Origin of the sequence: Hymenobacter convexus (assembly GCF_030580955.1) — a bacterium.
Lineage (GTDB): Bacteria > Bacteroidota > Bacteroidia > Cytophagales > Hymenobacteraceae > Hymenobacter.
This window is the reverse complement of sequence record NZ_JAUQON010000008.1, coordinates 36,429-53,659: the sequence shown is the minus strand read 5'-3', so window position 1 is coordinate 53,659 and position 17,231 is coordinate 36,429. Positions and strand designations below refer to the sequence as shown.

13 protein-coding genes are annotated in these 17,231 nt (G+C 62.2%); 12 read left to right on the top strand and 1 reads right to left on the bottom strand.

Going from position 1 to position 17,231, the window contains the following annotated elements; all coding sequences use genetic code 11:
- Positions 1-29: 29 nt before the first annotated feature.
- From Q4S41_RS17065 to Q4S41_RS17025, 9 genes are all read left to right on the top strand, one after another.
- Positions 30-1,166, top strand: coding sequence for an efflux RND transporter periplasmic adaptor subunit (locus Q4S41_RS17065; RefSeq protein WP_305032341.1), 1,137 nt, complete (start codon positions 30-32; stop codon positions 1,164-1,166).
- 165 nt (positions 1,167-1,331) lie between these two features.
- Positions 1,332-2,783, top strand: coding sequence for an efflux transporter outer membrane subunit (locus Q4S41_RS17060; RefSeq protein WP_305032340.1), 1,452 nt, complete (start codon positions 1,332-1,334; stop codon positions 2,781-2,783).
- Positions 2,784-2,967: 184 nt separating this feature from the next.
- Positions 2,968-3,777: a phosphatase PAP2 family protein gene (locus tag Q4S41_RS17055; RefSeq protein ID WP_305032339.1), complete on the top strand. Its 810-nt coding sequence runs from the start codon at positions 2,968-2,970 to the stop codon at positions 3,775-3,777.
- Positions 3,778-4,012: 235 nt separating this feature from the next.
- The gene (locus Q4S41_RS17050; protein ID WP_305032338.1) at positions 4,013-5,665 is read left to right on the top strand and encodes a TldD/PmbA family protein; all 1,653 of its coding nucleotides are present in this window, start codon (positions 4,013-4,015) and stop codon (positions 5,663-5,665) included.
- Positions 5,666-5,812: 147 nt separating this feature from the next.
- Positions 5,813-7,132: a TldD/PmbA family protein gene (locus Q4S41_RS17045; protein WP_305032337.1), complete on the top strand. Its 1,320-nt coding sequence runs from the start codon at positions 5,813-5,815 to the stop codon at positions 7,130-7,132.
- A gap of 92 nt (positions 7,133-7,224) precedes the next feature.
- A complete protein-coding gene (locus tag Q4S41_RS17040; protein ID WP_305032336.1) occupies positions 7,225-8,874 on the top strand; it encodes a TldD/PmbA family protein in 1,650 nt (549 codons plus the stop codon).
- 163 nt (positions 8,875-9,037) lie between these two features.
- Positions 9,038-10,372: a TldD/PmbA family protein gene (locus tag Q4S41_RS17035; protein ID WP_305032335.1), complete on the top strand. Its 1,335-nt coding sequence runs from the start codon at positions 9,038-9,040 to the stop codon at positions 10,370-10,372.
- Positions 10,373-10,533: 161 nt separating this feature from the next.
- Positions 10,534-12,183 carry a TldD/PmbA family protein gene (locus Q4S41_RS17030; RefSeq protein ID WP_305032334.1) on the top strand — a complete coding sequence of 550 codons (1,650 nt, stop codon included), beginning with the start codon at positions 10,534-10,536 and terminating at the stop codon, positions 12,181-12,183.
- Positions 12,184-12,215: 32 nt separating this feature from the next.
- Complete coding sequence (locus tag Q4S41_RS17025) at positions 12,216-13,541, top strand: TldD/PmbA family protein (RefSeq protein ID WP_305032333.1); 1,326 nt, start codon at positions 12,216-12,218, stop codon at positions 13,539-13,541.
- A gap of 105 nt (positions 13,542-13,646) precedes the next feature.
- On the opposite strand, the gene Q4S41_RS17020 is transcribed toward Q4S41_RS17025, so the two are convergent.
- Complete coding sequence (locus Q4S41_RS17020) at positions 13,647-14,276, bottom strand: porin family protein (RefSeq protein WP_305032332.1); 630 nt, start codon at positions 14,274-14,276, stop codon at positions 13,647-13,649.
- A gap of 257 nt (positions 14,277-14,533) precedes the next feature.
- Between Q4S41_RS17020 and Q4S41_RS17015 the strand changes: the two genes are divergently transcribed.
- From Q4S41_RS17015 to Q4S41_RS17005, 3 genes are all read left to right on the top strand, one after another.
- Positions 14,534-15,157: a DUF4159 domain-containing protein gene (locus tag Q4S41_RS17015; protein ID WP_305032331.1), complete on the top strand. Its 624-nt coding sequence runs from the start codon at positions 14,534-14,536 to the stop codon at positions 15,155-15,157.
- A gap of 143 nt (positions 15,158-15,300) precedes the next feature.
- Positions 15,301-16,278: an AAA family ATPase gene (locus tag Q4S41_RS17010; RefSeq protein WP_305032330.1), complete on the top strand. Its 978-nt coding sequence runs from the start codon at positions 15,301-15,303 to the stop codon at positions 16,276-16,278.
- Positions 16,279-16,354: 76 nt separating this feature from the next.
- Complete coding sequence (locus tag Q4S41_RS17005; protein ID WP_305032329.1) at positions 16,355-17,230, top strand: DUF58 domain-containing protein; 876 nt, start codon at positions 16,355-16,357, stop codon at positions 17,228-17,230.
- Position 17,231: the final 1 nt, after the last annotated feature.

Below are 17,231 nucleotides of genomic sequence, written 5' to 3'. Positions count from 1 at the left end.
CTGGCCGGTTCTGGCTGATAATTCTACTTGTGCTAGCTGTTTTCGCCGGCTTGTTCGTGCTTGGCTATATGCCGCGCCACAAGCAGGAAAAGGCCCGCAACGCCGAAGCCAAAGCCATTACCAACGAGGCCCCCACCGTGACCGTGGCGCCGGCCAAAGCCGCGCCCGACACCACCACCGTGACCTTGCCCGCCGATACCAAGTCGCTGCGCGAAACCTTCGTGTTTGCTCAAGCCAATGGCTTTGTGAAATCGTGGAGCGCCGACATCGGTCAGAAAGTACGCGCCGGCCAGGTGCTGGCCGAAGTGACCACGCCCGAGCTCGACCAGCAGGTGGCCCAGGCCCGTGCCAACCTCGGCCTGGCCAAAACCAGCTACAACCGCCTGGCCGGCGTGGCCCTGCCCGGTGCCATCTCCAAGCAGGAGCTGGACGTGGCCAAATCGCAGTATTCGGTGCAGCAGGCGGCGTTGCAGCAACTGCTGGCGCAGCAGAGTTTCCGCCGCATCACGGCCCCATTCAGCGGCATCGTCACGCAGCGCAATGTGGAAGTGGGCAGCCTCGTGAGCAGCAGCAACGCGCCGGGCTCGCAGCTGTTCAAGATTGAGCAAACCGAGAAGCTGCGCGCCTACGTGCAAGTGCCGCAGAACTTCGCGCCGGCCATCAAAAACGGCATGACGGCCGATTATCTGGTGCCGGAATTTGTGGGCAAGCACTTCAAAGGCAAAGTGGTGCGTGATGCCGGTGCCCTCGACCCCAACACCCGCACCCTGCTCACCGAAGTGCAGGTTCCGAATCCCAATGGTCAGCTGCGCCCCGGCTCCTACGCCCAAGTGAAATTCTACCTGCCGCGCACCGCGCCCAGCGTCATCATCCCGGCCAACGCGCTGGTGCCCGGCGGCACCGACAGCCGCGTGGCGATGGTGCAGGATGGCAAAATCCACTACCAACCCATCACCACCGCCCGCGACTTCGGCAACCAGATTGAAGTATCGCAGGGCCTGAATGGCGGCGAGCAGCTGGTGCTGAACCCCGCTGAAACGCTGACCGAAGGCCAGGCCGTGCAAACCAAAGCTTTCACCCCACCCGCCAAGCCCGCCGGCCCTCCGCCCGCCAAGCCCCGCCCGAACGACCCGGACGCGCCCCGCGTGTCGTCGCCGGTGAAGTAGGTTGGTTGCGAAAAGAACGTCATGCTTCATCTCGCGTCCGCGAAGTTGAAGCATCTCTACCGCGCAACCAACTCAATTAAAAGAATTACTACTGCGGTAGAGATGCTTCGACTTCGCGGACGCGAGATGAAGCATGACCGCCAGATTTGACTTTGCTCCGCCGCAATGACCCTCCGCCTCTCCCCTTTTCTTCTCCTTGCGCTGCTGGCCGGCTGCGTGCGGCCGCCCAGCTACGCGCCGCCCAGCCTGCCCACCCCCGCCGCCTGGAAAAACGTGGCCGACAGCCTCACTGCTGCCACCCCGCCGGCCGCCGTGGCCAGCAGCATGCCGCCTACCGTGGACAACCCGCCCGCCCCCGGCAATTGGTGGACGCTCTTTAACGACCCCGGCCTGAACACGCTGGAACAGCAGGCCACCGCCCAGAATTTCAGCCTGCAAGCTGCCGTGGCCCGCGTGGAAAGCGCCCGCGCCAACGTGCGTGTGGCCAGTTCCTACCGCTCGCCCCTTGTGACAGTGGACCCGCAGGTGTACCGCTCGCGGCTGTCGGCGCTGCGGCCGCTGCCGTTTCCGGTGGCCTCCAACAACCTGGGCGTGGTGCAGACGCAGTATTACATTCCCATCAACGCCAGCTACGAGTTTGATGTGTGGGGCCGCATTCGCAGCAGCATCCGCGCCGCCGAGGCCGATGCGCAGGTGCAGGAAGCCAACCGGCGCACTGTGCTGCTCTCGCTCACGGCCGATGCCGCGACATATTACTTCAACATCCGCGGCCTCGATGCGCAGCTATTGGTGCTCGATACCGCCCGCCTCGACCGCCAGCGCAGCCTGGAGCTGACCCGCGCCCGCTACGAGGCCGGCGTCGACAACGAGATTGCCGTGCACCGCGCCGAAACCGAGTTGGCCAATGTGGACGCCAGCGTGGTAGAAACCCGCCGCCAGCGCCTCGGCCTCGAAGCCTCGCTGGCCACGGTGCTGGGCGTGCCGGCCAGCGGCTTCGCGGTAGCGCCGCAGCCCGGGCCGCTGGCCGCGCCGGTGGTGCCGGCTTCGCTGCCGGCATCGCTGCTGGCTCGGCGGCCCGATTTGCAGCAAGCCGAGCGCCGCCTGGCCGCCGCCAGCGCCCGCGTGGACGTGGCCAAGCTCACGCGCCTGCCCACTGTGCGCCTCAACGGCTACCTCGGCCCGCAAAGCGCCCAGCTGGGCGACATCGTGCGCGTGGCCGACAACTATACCTACTACGTGGGTGGCGGCGTCAGCATCCCCGTCTTCAACGGCGGCCGCAACCGCGCCAACGAGCAGGTGGCCCGCTCCGAAGCCGAAGCCCTGGTGGCCGACTACCGTCAGGCTGCCCTCGTGGCGTTCGAGGAAGTGGAAACCAGCCAGGCCGATGTGCGCCAGTACCAAGCCCAGGCGTTGGCCCGCCAGCGCGCCTACCGCGCCGCGCGCCTGGCCAGCGCCCTCACCAAGGAGCGCTACCGCGCCGGCCTCACCACCTACTTCGAAGTGGTGGATGCCGACCGCCAGACCCTTGACGCGGCCACGCTCCTCACGCAGGCCCAGAGCAACCTACTGGGCGCCAGCGTGGCGCTGGTACGGGCCCTGGGCGGCGGTTGGGAATAACCGTTACATCAACAGATTTCGCACAGGATTTGAAGTCTCCACCAACCCGGTGGGGACTTTTTTTGCGCCTATAATATCCAGTCAACCAATATACTACAATTTTCATCGTAGCTAACTATTACGTTTATGTTAGCAGGCCCGTAGTAATAAGCGCTTACCCTGCTTACCCCTAATTTTTTATTTCATGCGCTCCTTTTTAATTACCCGTTTCGCTGCCGCTATGCTGCTGTTCGGGGCCGTTCATCCGGTTCAGGCCCAGGTAAACCCTGTCCCCACCGACACCACCAAGAAATACGCAAACCCCGGCGGAGTGTCAGCGCCCGGCAGCAAGCCCTTTTTCAAAAGCAAGCTTTTTAAAGCCGTGGCTATTCCGGCGGTGATGATAACCTACGGCGCCATCACGGCGCAGGGCGATGCGGGCATCAACCACGATGCCCGCACGTTTGTGCAGAAGCAGTTCCGGCCAGTCAATACCATGATTGACAATACGGTCATCTTCCTGCCCTATCTGGAGCTTGGCGCCGTGGCGCTGGCCGGCGTGGAGTCGCGCAACGACCGTATCAATACGCTGCTCATTATTGCCAAGGGCGAGGCCATCATGCTGGCCAGCACCTTCGCGGTGAAGTACCTGGCCAACGAAACGCGCCCTAACGGGGCCGATAATCTGTCGTTTCCGTCGGGCCACACGGCGCAGGCGTTTCTGGCAGCCAGTATTGTGCACACCGAGTTTCGGGACAAGAGCCAGTGGTACGGCATCGGCGCCTACACCATTGCCACCAGCGTGGCCGCCCTGCGCATGATTAATGACAAGCACTGGCAAAGCGACGTGGTGGCCGGTGCGGGCTTCGGCATCCTCTCGGCCCACTTGGCTTACCTGAGCCACCGCAACCGCTGGGGCCGCAAAAGCATCGGCCGCGACATCGGCATGGCGCCGGCTTACTTCGGCAGCGGCGCCTCGGGTGTGAGCCTCACCTGGCGGCCCACCAACCACTAAATAAGTGAAACCTTCACTCCAAACGAAGCCCCGAGTCTGAAAAGATTCGGGGCTTTTTCAATTCAATTCGCGCCGCTGTTGCCTTTGTCAGCAGTCTGTGGCGATGCCAATCCTAAACAAAACAGACTTTTTTGAGCAATAGCGCAACGCTAGCCGCAACGGCTGGTCTTTTTCATTAAGATTTGTACCCATCTTTACGAATCTGCTGCCCCTATTTCCAAATAACTACGCTGCTTTGAAACGACGCGACTTTGTGGGACTCTCTGGCTTGGCGGCCGGAGCCCTGTTCCTGCCCCATTTCCCAAGCCTGGGCGGCACGCCCGTAGACGCCGCCCGCCTGCTGGAACCCGGCCTCGACCCCGCCCAGAAAAAACGCCTGGCCGATGCGGCCCTCAACGCCGCCAAAAGCGCCGGCGCCAGCTACGCCGACGTACGCATCGGCCGCTACCTCAACCAAAGCATCTTCACCCGCGAAAAACAGGTGCAGAACATTGCCAGCGGCGAGAGTTTCGGCTGCGGCGTGCGGGTGCTGGCCAACGGTACCTGGGGCTTCGCCGCCACCAACACCGTGACCGAAGCCGGCCTGGCCAAAGCCGCGCAGTTGGCCGTGGCCATCGCCAAAGCCAACTCGAAAGTGCAGAAGGAAAAGGTGCAGCTGGCCCCGCAAAAGGGCTACGGCGAAGTCACCTGGCGCACGCCCATCAAGCAGAATGCCTTCGAGGTGCCGGTGGCGCAGAAGGTGGAACTGCTGCTGGCCGCCAACGCCCGGGCCACCGACAACGGCGCGAGCTTCGTGAATTCCTCGCTGTTTCAGATTAACGAGCAGAAATACTTCGCCAGCACCGACGGCTCCTACATCGACCAGGACGTGCACCGCATCTGGCCCACGTTTTCGGTCACGGGCATCGACCGGGCCAGCGGCAAATTCCGCTCACGCGACGCCCTCAGCGCACCCATGGGCCTGGGCTATGAGTACCTTACGCCCCAGGCCGCCGACAAAATTCCGGGGGCCAGCGGCACCGGCCTCATCGGCTACCGCAACTCCTACGACATGCTGGAAGACGCCGCCCTAGCCGCCAAACAGGTGAAGGAAAAGCTGACCGCGAAGTCGGTAACCGCCGGCAAATACGACCTCGTGCTCGACCCCAACCACCTGGGTCTGACCATCCACGAAAGCGTGGGCCACCCGCTGGAACTGGACCGCGTGCTGGGTTACGAGGCCAATTACGCCGGCACTTCGTTTGCCACGCTGGAGTGGAAAGCCAAGCAGATTCCCTATGGCTCGAAGCTGGTCAACATTGTGGCCGACAAGCTGCAGCCGGGCTCGCTGGGCGCGGTGGGCTACGACGACGAAGGCGTGAAAACCAAGCGCTGGGACCTCATCAAGGACGGCATGCTGGTGAACTACGAAAAAATCCGCGACCAGGCCCACATCGTGGGCCAGACCGAATCGGACGGCTGCTGCTACGCCGATTCCTGGGACTCGGTGCAGTTCCAGCGCATGCCCAACGTGAGTTTGCAGCCCGGCAAGGCCAAAATGAGCGTCGACGACCTGATTAAAGGCGTGGATAAGGGCATTTACATCGCCGGACGCGGCTCCTACTCCATCGACCAGCAGCGCTACAACTTCCAGTTCGGCGGCCAGGTGTTCTACGCCATCGAAAAAGGCCAGATTGCGGGCATGATTGAGGACGTGGCCTACCAGGCCAACACCCAGGAATTCTGGAACTCCTGCGCCGCGATTTGCGACGAGTCGGACTACCGCCTGTTCGGTTCCTTCTTCGATGGCAAGGGCCAGCCGAGCCAGGTTTCGGCCGTGAGCCACGGCTCGGCCACCACGCGCTTTAATGGCGTGAACGTGATTAACACGGCCCGCAAACTCGGGTAATAGGTAACAGAACGTCATGCTGAGCGCAGTCGAAGCATCTCTACTGCGCAAGTAAATCAAGGCTATTGCAACGAAGCGGTAGAGATGCTTCGACTGCGCTCAGCATGACGTTCTGAAATAATCCAGCATTTCTACATAAAAAACTCAATGGCCATTCTCTCCAAAGACGAAGCCCAGACGATACTCAAAAAAGTCCTCAGCTTCAGCACTGCCGACGAGTGCGAGGCCACGCTGACCGGCAACACCGGCGGCAACGTGCGCTCGGCGCGCAACTCCATCAGCACCGCCGGCGCGGCTGAGAACGTGGCGCTGGCGGTGCAGGCGCGCTTCGGCAAGCGCAGCGGCACCGCCACTTGCAATGAGTTCGACGAAGCCTCGCTGCGCCGCTGCGTGCAGCGGGCCGAGGAAATTGCGCGCCTCGCCCCTGAAAGCCCCGAATACGTGCCGCTGCTCGGGCCGCAGACCTACCTGGCGTCGCCCGGCTCGTTTGCGGCGCGCACGGCCGCCATCACGCCCGACTACCGGGCCGAGCAGATTGGGGCCAGCATGGCGCTGTGCGAGCAGAAGAAGCTGAGCTCCGCCGGCTTCTTTAATGATTCGGCGGGTTTCGTGGCCAAGCGCAACTCCAAAGGTTTGGAGGCTTACCAGCAGGTGAGCAGCGTGGACTTTTCCATCACCGTGCGCACTGCCGACGGCACCGGCTCCGGCTACGCCATTGCCAATTACACCGATTTGGCGAAGTTCGACGCGGCCCGCCTCACGCGGGTGGCGGCCGATAAGGCGGCTTCGTCGGTGGGCGCCAAGGCCATTGAGCCGGGCAAGTACACCGTGATTCTGGAGCCGGCGGCGGCTATTGATTTGCTCAACAATATGATGGGTGCTATGGACGCCCGCAACGCCGACGAGGGCCGCAGCTTCCTCAGCAAAAAAGGCGGCGGGAACAAGAAGGGTGAAAAGGTCTTCGACGAGCGGGTGACCATCTACTCCGACCCGACCAACGCCGAGGTACCCGACCTGACCTTCGCCAACGACGGCCGCCCGCAACAGAAAGTGACGTGGGTGGAAAAAGGCATCGTGAAAAACCTCTACACCTCGCGCTACTGGGCCCAGAAATCGGGCGTGCCCGACATCCCCCCGCCCAACGGCTGGATTATGGCCGGCGGCACCCTAAGCACCGCCGAGCTCATCAAAGGCACGGCCAAAGGCATTCTCGTAACACGCCTCTACTACATTCGGGCCGTCGACCCGCAGACGCTGCTCTACACGGGCCTGACGCGCGACGGCACGTTCTACATCGAAAACGGCGTCATCAAATTCCCGGTGAAAAACTTCCGCTTCAACGAAAGCCCGGTCATTATGCTGAACAACCTGGAGGCACTGGGCAAGCCCGTGCGCCTGAACGGCAGCCTCGTGCCGCCGCTCAAAATCCGCGATTTCACCTTTACCAGCCTCTCAGACGCGGTGTAGCTTGTAGCGCGGACTTTTAGTCCGCGAATTAAACGTGACTTTTTTTCCATGCAAACCACTCGCGGACTAAAAGTCCGCGCTACACTCACCTTATGAAAAGACGCGACTTTGTGGGCCTAACCGGCCTGGCCACCGGGGCCCTGTTTCTGCCCAGCTTCCCCAGCCTGGGCAACACCGTTGACCCGCTGCGACTGCTGGAGCCGGGCCTCGACGTGGCCCAGAAAAAACGCCTGGCCGACGTGGGCCTAAACGCCGCCAAAAGCGCCGGCGCCAGCTACGCCGACGTGCGCATCGGCCGCTACCTCAACCAGAGCATCTTCACCCGCGAAAAGCAGGTGCAGGGCATCAGCAGCACCGAGAGTTTCGGCTGCGGCATCCGGGTGATTGCCAACGGCACCTGGGGCTTTGCCTCGACCAATAATGTGACTGACGCGGGCATTGCCAAAGCCGCGCAGCTGGCCGTGCAGATTGCCAAGGCCAACTCGAAAGTGCAGAAGGAAAAGGTGCAGCTGGCCCCGCAACGCGGCTACGGCGAAGTGAGCTGGAAGGCGCCTATTCAGACAAACGCCTTTGAGGTGCCCATCAAAGACAAGGTGGATTTGCTGCTGGGCGTGAACGCCAAGGCCCTGGATTTGGGCGTGTCGTTTGTGAACTCGATTCTCTCGCAGGTGAATGAGCAGAAGTACTTTGCCAGCACCGACGGCTCTTACATCGACCAGGACATTCACCGGATTTACCCCTCGTTCGGCGTCACGGCCATCGACCGGGCCAGCGGCAAGTTCCGCTCGCGGCAGGCGCTGAGTTCCCCGGTGGGCATGGGCTACGAGTACCTCACGCCCAAAGCCGCCGACAAAGTGGCCGGCCCCACGGGCTCCGATATCATCGGCTACAAAAACAGCTACGACATGCTGGAAGACGTGGCCGCCGCCGCCAAGCAGGTGAAGCAGAAGCTGACCGCGAAGTCGGTGGTGCCCGGCAAGTACGACCTCGTGCTCGACCCGCACCACCTCGGTCTGACCATTCACGAGAGTGTCGGCCACCCGCTCGAACTCGACCGCGTGCTGGGCTATGAGGCCAACTACGCAGGTACCAGCTTTGCCACGCTGGAATGGAAGGCCAAGGGTATCCCCTACGGCTCGAAGCAGGTGAATATTGTGGCCGACAAGGTGACACCCGGCACGCTGGGCGCGGTTGGTTACGATGACGAAGGCGTGAAAACCAAGCGCTGGGACCTCATCAAAGAGGGCCGCTTGGTGGACTACGAGAAAATCCGCGACCAGGCGCACATGGTGGGCCAAAAGGAATCGGACGGCTGCTGCTACTCGCAGAGCTGGCAGGACGTGCAGTTCCAGCGCATGCCCAACGTGAGCCTGCAGCCCGGCAAGGACCGCCTGAGCGTGGACGAGCTGGTGAGCAAGGTCGACAAAGGCATTTACATTGCCGGCAACGGTTCGTTCAGCATCGACCAGCAGCGCTACAATTTCCAGTTCGGCGGCCAGGTCTTCTACGCCATCGAGAAGGGCAAAATCACCGAAATGCTGGAAGACGTGGCCTACCAGGCCAACACCCAGGAATTCTGGAACAGCTGCGCCGCCACCTGCGACGAGCGCGACTTCCGCTTCTTCGGCGCCTTCAACGACGGCAAGGGCCAGCCCAGCCAGAGCTCGGCGGTGAGCCACGGCTCAGCCACCACGCGGTTTAATGGCGTGAACGTGATTAACACGGCCCGCAAACTCGGGTAATTGAATGGCTTTGTAAGAACGTCATGTCGAGCGCAGCCGAGGCATCTCGCCCGCATCGTTGCAATCGTCGTGATTACGGCTGCACGCGAGATGCCTCGGCTGCGCTCGGCATGACGCTCCGAAATAATTCAGCCCTCAACATTCAAAACTCAACACTTCTCTCATGGCCATTCTCTCCAAAGACGAAGCCCAAACCATACTCAAAAAGGTCCTCAGCTTCAGCACCGCCGACGAGTGCGACGCGACGCTGAGCGGCAACGTTGGCGGCAACGTGCGCTCGGCGCGCAACTCCATCAGCACCGCCGGGGCGAGCGACAATACCTCCCTCGCCGTGGAAAGCCGCTTCGGCCGCCGGGCCGGCACTGCCACCTGCAACGAGTTCGACGACGCCACCCTGCGCCGCTGCGTGCAGCGGGCCGAGGAAATTGCGCGCCTCGCGCCCGAAAGCCCTGAATACATGCCGCTGCTCGGGCCGCAGCAGTACCTCGATGGCAGCCGCTCCTATGTGGCCGCCACGGCCGGCATCACGCCCGACTACCGGGCCGCGCAAATAGGGGCCAGCATGGCGCTCTGCGACCAGCGCAAGCTCAGCTCGGCCGCCTTTCTGGACGATTCGCACGGCTTCGTGGCCAAGCGAAACTCCAAAGGCTTGGAAGCTTACCAGCAGGTGAGCAACGTAACGTTTTCGGTGACGGTGCGCACGCCCGACGGCACCGGCTCGGGCTACGCCTCGGGCGATTACGTGGACGCAGCCAAGATGGACGCCGCCCGCTTCACCAAAATTGCGGCCGATAAGGCTTCGTCATCGGTAAAAGCGCGGGCCATCGAGCCGGGCAAGTACACCGTCATTCTAGAGCCGAACGCGCTGCTTTCCAATGTGGATACGTCCTTACTCGGTGCACTCATGGGTTCGCTCGATGCGCGGAACGCCGACGAGGGCCGCAGCTTCCTCAGCAAGAAGGGCGGCGGCAACAATAAGGGCGAAAAGCTGTTCGATGAGCGGGTTACGATTTATTCCGACCCGCTGAACCCGGAAATCAGCGACCTGACTTTCAGTGGCGACGGCCGGCCGCAGCAGCGCACCACCTGGATTGAAAAAGGTGTGGTGAAGAACCTATACTCCTCGCGCTTCTGGGCCCGGAAAGCCGGCATCCCCGACCTGCCCCGCCCCAACGGCTGGATTATGGAAGGCGGCACCCAAAGCACCGCCGACCTCATCAAGGGCACGGCCAAGGGCATTCTCGTGACGCGCCTGTGGTACATCCGCCCCGTCGACCCGCAGACGCTGCTGTTTACGGGCCTGACGCGCGACGGCACGTTCTACATCGAAAACGGCCAAATCAAGTTCCCGGTGAAGAACTTCCGCTTCAACGAAAGCCCGGTCATCATGCTCAACAACCTGGAAGCCATTGGTAAACCGGTGCGCCTGAACGGCAACCTCGTGCCGCCGCTCAAGATTCGGGACTTCACGTTTACCAGCTTGTCGGACGCTGTTTAAACAAGCTTCAAATCAGACAACAACAGAACGTCATGCTGAGCGCAGTCGAAGCATCTCTACCGCGCTAGTAAATGATTACGTTGCGCGGTAGAGATGCTTCGACTGCGCTCAGCATGACGTTTTTTTTAATTCTAACCACACCTTTACCCTTCTGCAACCTTATGAAAAGACGCGACTTTGTGGGCCTTACCGGACTTGCCGCCGGCGCCCTGTTTCTGCCGAGCCTGCCGGGCTTCGGCCACACGCCCGTCGACCCCGCCCGCCTGCTGGAGCCGGGCGCCGATGTGGCCGTGAAAAAACGCCTGGCCGACGCGGCCCTGAACGCCGCCAAAGCCGCCGGGGCCGACTACGCCGACGTGCGCATCGGCCGCTCGCTGAACCAGTACGTCTTCACCCGCGAGAAGCAGGTGCAGAACATCGTGAGCACCGAAAGCTACGGCGTGGGCATTCGCGTACTGGTGGCCGGCTGCTGGGGCTTCGCCTCCACCAGCGTGGTGACGGAGGCCAACCTGGCCGCCACCGCCCGCGAGGCCGTGAGCATCGCCAAGGCCAACAAGCTGGTGATGAAAGAGCCCGTGCAGCTAGCCCCGCAAACCGGCTACGGGGAGGTGAATTGGAAAACGCCCATTCAGCAAAGCGCCTTCGAGGTACCGATTAAGCAGAAAGTGGATTTGCTGCTGGCTGCCAACGCCGCCGCGCTCGACGCCGGGGCCAGCTACATCAATTCAGCCCTGTTTCAGGTGAACGAGCAGAAGTATTTCGCCAGCACCGATGGTTCGTATATCGACCAGGATATTCACCGGCTCTGGCCCACCTTCTCGGCCACGGCGGTAGACACGAAGTCGGGCAAATTCCGCTCGCGCGAGTCGCTGAGCGCGCCGGTGGGGCTGGGCTTTGAATACCTCACGCCCAACGCGGCCGAGCAGGTGCGCGGGCCGCAGGGCACCGACACCATCGGCTACAAGCTGCGCTACGACATGCTGGCCGATGCGGCGCTGGCCGGCAAGCAGGCCAAAGCCAAGCTGACCATGAAGTCCGTCGTGCCCGGCAAGTACGATTTGGTGCTCGACCCTGGGCACCTGGGCCTCACGATTCACGAATCCGTCGGCCACCCCACGGAGCTTGACCGGGTGCTGGGCTATGAGGCCAATTTTGCCGGCACCTCGTTCGCCACGCTCGATTGGAAGGCCAAAAACCTGCCCTACGGCTCGAAAGCGGTGAACATTGTGGCCGACAAGCTCCAGCCCGGCTCCGTCGGCAACGTGGGCTACGACGACGAGGGCGTAAAAACCCGCGAGTGGGACCTTATCAAGGAAGGCAAGCTGGTGAACTACCAGAAAATCAGGGACCAGGCGCACATCGTGGGCCAGAAAGAATCGGACGGCTGCGCCTACGCCCAGAGCTGGGAAGACGTGCAGTTCCAGCGCATGCCCAACGTGAGCCTGCGCCCTGGCACCGCCAAAATGAGCCCCGACGAAATGGTGAAGGGCGTGGACAAGGGCATTTACATTGCCGGAGCCGGCTCGTTCAGCATCGACCAGCAGCGCTTCAACTTCCAGTTTGGCGGGCAGCTGTTTTTTGCCATCGAAAAGGGCAAAATCACTGAGCCGCTGGAAGACGTGGCTTACCAGTCGAACACCCAGGAATTCTGGGGCGCCTGCGCCGGCTCGTGCGATGCCTCGGATTACCGCCTGTTCGGCACCTTCTTCGACGGCAAGGGCCAGCCGGCGCAGGTGTCGTCGGTCAGCCACGGCTCGGCCACCACACGGTTTAATGGCGTGAACGTTATCAACACGGCCCGCAAAGTTTAGCCTTCCCCTTCCCCACATTTCTGCAAATCATCATGGCTATTCTCTCCAAAGACGAAGCCCAGGCTCTTCTGAAAAAAGTCCTCAGCTACAGCACCGCCGACGAATGCGCGGTGTCGCTGAACGGGCGCACTACCGGCAACATTCGCTACGCCCGCAACAGCGTAAGCACGGCGGGCTCGCAAAATTCAGTGTCGCTGGCTGTGGAAAGCCGCTTTGGCAAGCGCAGCGGCATCGCCACCTGCAACGAGTTCGACGACGCCACTCTGAAACGTTGCGTGCAGCGCGCCGAGGAAATTGCGAAGCTCGCCCCCGAAAGCCCCGAATACGTGCCCCTGCTCGGCCCGCAAACCTATGTGAGCCCGCCTTCCACGGCCGCCACGCTGCTCACGGCTGCCACCCGCGCCCAGGCCGCCGCCGACAGCATGGCCCTGTGCGCCGCCAAAAACCTCACCGCTGCCGGCTTCCTAGATGGCGGCACCCGCTTCCAGGCCCTGCGCAATTCGAAGGGCCTCGAAGCCTACCAGCAGTCCACCAACACCGACTTTTCGGTGACGGTGCGCACCGCCGACGGGCGCGGCTCGGGCTACGCCATTGCCGACGTGACGGACCCGGCCAAGCTCAACGCCAAAGCCCTCACCCAGCGCGCCGCCGACAAGGCCCTGAATTCAGTGAATGCCAAAGCCATTGAGCCCGGCAAGTACACCGTAATTCTGGAGCCGGCCGCGCTGATGGACGGCGGCGATTTGTCGCTGCTTGGCGGGCTGATGTATGGGCTGGACGCCCGCTCCGCCGACGAGGGCCGCAGCTTCATGACCAAGAAAGGCGGCGGCAACCGCAAGGGCGAAAAGCTGTTCGATGAGCGCATCAATATCTACTCCGACCCCATGAATGCCGAGGTGCCCGGCAGCGCCTTCGACGGCGAGGGCCTGCCCACCAAACGCCTGAGCTGGATTGAGAAAGGCGTGGTGAAGCAGCTGTACTATTCGCGTTTCTGGGCCGAAAAGAACAAGACGGCCGCCACCGCCTTCCCCAGCGGCTTCATCATGACCGGCGGCACCCAAAGCACCGCCGAGCTCATCAAGAGCACCGCCAAAGGCATATTGGTCACACGCTTGTGGTACATCCGCGAAGTCGACCCGCAGACGCTGCTCTACACCGGCCTCACCCGCGACGGCACGTTCTACATCGAAAACGGGGCCATCAAGTTCCCTATCAAGAACCTGCGCTTCAACGAAAGCCCGATTATTATGCTGAACAACATCGAGGCCATCGGCCGGCCCCAGCGCCTGGCCGGCTGCCTGATTCCGCCACTGAAAATTCGGGACTTCACGTTTACCAGCTTGTCGGACGCCATATAGGGAAGCTCGTTTGTCATCCTGAGCGCAGCGAAAGACCTCATCACGTTTGCATGCATTGTTCAAGCGTGATGAGTTCCTTCGCTGCGCTCAGGATGACAAACGGGTTTACTTCTTCCCGCCAAACTGCAGCGCGGCATACACCTGAAACACGCGGTTTTGCAGGCGCGGGTCGTTGATGCCGGATAGGTTTTTGGCGTCGTTGATGTCGTTGAGGCCCGCCACGAGGCGGCCGCCGAGCGAAAAGCCGCTGGACAGCTTGAGGCCCACGCCGCCCACCACGCTGAAGTCGCCGCGCTTGAACTCGCTGGTGGCCGGGCGCGACTCGTTGCCGTAGGCCGGCTGGCCATCCGGGGTGAAGCCCACCTGCAGCTTGCCCGATTGATTGGCACTGAGCAGCAGGCCGAACTGCGGGCCGGCTTCCACAAACACCGGGCCCACGGTGAGCTTGGCCAGAATGGGCACCGTGAGGTAATGCAACTGGTTGTCGTAATTGGTGAAGGCCGATTTCAGGTTGCCGCCCTGCAGCGAATACTGCACTTCGGGCTGAATGGCCAGCGGCCCCAGGATGTTGGCCTGATAGAAGATACCGACGTGGTAAAAGGCTTTGTAGGAGGCCTCTTCGCCGTCGCGGCCCTGCAGCTCGGCCACGTTCAGACCGCCTTTGATGCCGAATTGCGCTTGCGCCAGCGGCGTCAGGCCCAGGCTCAGGAGTGCGATAATCAACAGCTTTTTCATAGTGAGTAATGGCTATAACGTGTGCAAAAGGATGGTGCGTATCTGAAATTTCGGCCGTAGTTTCGGCATGACCGATTTGTGCCGGCGCGGAAACAGATACTGGTAGTGGCGGGCAGAATGTTGCGGACCAGCCTTCCTGGCCGGAGAATTTCCGCCCAAAATTCAACGCCGGAAGCAACCGGTTTATTTCTCTTCCGACTATCCTTAGATTGTCAGGTTGGCTTTTTCAATTTTCATACCCTTCTACCCGCCTGCCCGTGCCCGCTGCTCCTTTCACGTTTGTGCGCCTGAAATACCACTCCGGCGACTGGGACGCGGTGGACGAGCGCATGCCCGCCAACCTGCTGCATTCGCTGGTGCAGTACACCAAAGTGCCCGTCGACCCCAAGGAAAAAGTAGTGGCCCTGGACAGCCCCGAACTGTTCAACTACCCCTTCTGCTACCTGAGTGGGCACCGGCTGGTGCAGTTTTCGGGCGCTGAAAAGCAGAACTTTACCCAATACGTGCGCAACGGCGGCTTTGTGTTCGTCGACGACTGCAACCACGACATCGACGGCCTGTTTGCCCGCTCCTTCGAGGAGCAGATGCGTCAGTGTTTCGGCAGCGGCGCGCTGAAGAAAATCCCCAAAACCCACCCCATCTACTCTCAGTTTTTCACCTTCAAAGACGGCCCGCCAAATACGGGTTTTGAATTGAACGGCTGGGGCGATGACCTGGTGCACGACTACCTCAAAGCCGTCGAAATCAAGGGCCGCATCGGCGTGCTGTATTCTAACAAAGACTACGGCTGCGAGTGGGACTACGACTTCCGCAACAAGCGCTTTTTAGCGGAAGACAATACGAAGTTTGGGGTGAATATTCTGCTGTATGCCTTGACTTGAATAATGGGTGACCGTCATGCTGAGCGCAGCCGAAGCATCTCGTGTGCCGCCACTAATTACAATCGTAAAGAATTAATTACTACTGCACGCGAGATGCTTCGGCTGCGCTCAGCATGACGTTCTTTTCCACTTCTGATATCCGAATGACCGAACAAGAAGTAAACACGCTCCTCGCTAAGCTGCCGGTGCTGAAGGCCGAAATCGCCAAGGTCATCGTGGGCCAGGAAACCGTGCTCGATGAGGTGCTGGTGGCGCTGCTGGCCGGCGGGCACGCCCTGCTCGAAGGCGTGCCCGGCCTGGCCAAAACGCTGCTGGTGCGCACGCTGGCCGCCGCCACGGATTTGCCTTTCCGCCGCATCCAGTTCACGCCGGATTTGATGCCGACTGACATTCTCGGCACCGAAGTGCTGGAGGAAGACCACGGCACGGGCCGCCGCTCGTTCAAGTTCAACCCCGGGCCGATTTTCGCCAGCCTGGTGCTGGCCGACGAAATCAACCGGACGCCGCCCAAAACCCAGGCGGCCCTGCTGGAGGCCATGCAGGAGGGCCACGTCACCTACGCCGGGCAGGAGCATGCGCTGCCCAAGCCCTTCTTCCTGCTGGCCACCCAAAACCCCATCGAGCAATCAGGCACCTACCCGCTGCCCGAGGCCCAGCTCGACCGGTTTTTGCTCTATGTCCGCATCGGCTACCCCACGGCCGAGGAGGAACTGGCGGTGCTGCGCGGCACCACCGGCGCAGCCGGCCAGGCGGTGCAGCCAGTGCTGGGCGGGGCCGATATCCGGGCTTTGCAGGCGCTGGTGCGGCAGGTGAGTTTGAGCCCCGAACTGATGGATTTCGTGAACCGGCTGGTGCGGGCCACGCGGCCGGCCACGTCGGAGGTGAAGTTCATCAAGGACTACGGGCGCTGGGGCGCGGGGCCACGCGCCGGGCAGGCGCTGATACTTTGCGCCAAGGCGCGGGCGCTGCTCCACGGCCGCTTCGCCGCCACGCTGGAGGACATTCGCATGCTGGCGCCCCCCGTGCTGCGGCACCGGGTACTGCTGAATTTCAACGCCGAGGCCGAGAACCTGACGCCCGATAACGCCGTGGCGGAGCTGCTGAAAGCGGTGGCGGTGTAGCGCGGACTTTTAGTCCGCGAGGGTATCGCCATTCATACAACCATTCGATTCGCGGACTAAAAGTCCGCGCTACTTGATGCTTACTCCCGAACTTCTCCACGGCTTGCGCAACCTGTCCCTCGCCGCTAGGCAAGCGGCCGAGGGCTTCCTGAATGGCGCGCACGCCAGCCGGCGGCACGGCGCGGGCATGGAGTTCAGCCAGTACCGCCCCTACCAGCCCGGCGACGACCTGCGCCGCCTCGACTGGCGCCTGGCCGCCCGCTCGGACAGATATTATCTGAGAGAATCGGAAATCGACACGAGCCTGACGGTGCACCTGCTCCTCGATGCCAGCGCCAGCATGAACCACCGCGATAACAACGGCCTCACCAAGCTCGACTACGCCCGACTGCTGCTGGGCGCGCTGGCCTACATTGCCACGCAGCAGGGCGACGCCGTGGGCCTGAGTATTCTCAGTCCCGCTGGGCTGCGCCACCTCGCGCCCCGGGCCGATGCCCGCCAACTCCCCCGCCTCTACCACGCCCTGGAAACGGTGGAGGCCACCGGCCACTTCCCCGCCCCCGAAACGCTGGCCCCGCTCACGGCCCGGCGGCAGCGCGCCCTCACGGTGTGCGTGAGTGACTTGTACGAGGAAGGGACTGAAATCAACAGCCTGCTCACGCGCCTGCGCGCCACCAGCGGCGATGTGCTGCTGCTGCACCTGATGGCGCACAACGAGCTGGCTTTCACCTACCAGGGCGCCATTACGTTTCGGGATTTGGAAACCGGCCAGACCTTGCAAATCGATGCTGGCCCGCAGCGCGCCGCCTACCAGCAGCAGTTGCAGGAGTGGCTGCGCACCACGGCGCAACAAGCCCGCCGCCAAGGGTTCGACTACCATTTGCTCGATACTGCGCAGCCGCTCGATGCGGCGATGCGGGAGTTTCTCCGGCGGCGCAACCTGAGCAGTTAGC

Excerpts from the sequence above, each read along its gene's own strand:
- Q4S41_RS17060 (WP_305032340.1), top strand. The coding sequence starts at position 1,332 with ATGACCCTCCGCCTCTCCCCTTTTCTTCTCCTTGCGCTGCTGGCCGGC.
- Q4S41_RS17055 (WP_305032339.1), top strand. The coding sequence starts at position 2,968 with ATGCGCTCCTTTTTAATTACCCGTTTCGCTGCCGCTATGCTGCTGTTC.
- Q4S41_RS17045 (WP_305032337.1), top strand. The coding sequence starts at position 5,813 with ATGGCCATTCTCTCCAAAGACGAAGCCCAGACGATACTCAAAAAAGTC.
- Q4S41_RS17040 (WP_305032336.1), top strand. The coding sequence starts at position 7,225 with ATGAAAAGACGCGACTTTGTGGGCCTAACCGGCCTGGCCACCGGGGCC.
- Q4S41_RS17035 (WP_305032335.1), top strand. The coding sequence starts at position 9,038 with ATGGCCATTCTCTCCAAAGACGAAGCCCAAACCATACTCAAAAAGGTC.
- Q4S41_RS17030 (WP_305032334.1), top strand. The coding sequence starts at position 10,534 with ATGAAAAGACGCGACTTTGTGGGCCTTACCGGACTTGCCGCCGGCGCC.
- Q4S41_RS17025 (WP_305032333.1), top strand. The coding sequence starts at position 12,216 with ATGGCTATTCTCTCCAAAGACGAAGCCCAGGCTCTTCTGAAAAAAGTC.
- Q4S41_RS17020 (WP_305032332.1), bottom strand. The coding sequence starts at position 14,276 with ATGAAAAAGCTGTTGATTATCGCACTCCTGAGCCTGGGCCTGACGCCG.
- Q4S41_RS17010 (WP_305032330.1), top strand. The coding sequence starts at position 15,301 with ATGACCGAACAAGAAGTAAACACGCTCCTCGCTAAGCTGCCGGTGCTG.
- Q4S41_RS17005 (WP_305032329.1), top strand. The coding sequence starts at position 16,355 with ATGCTTACTCCCGAACTTCTCCACGGCTTGCGCAACCTGTCCCTCGCC.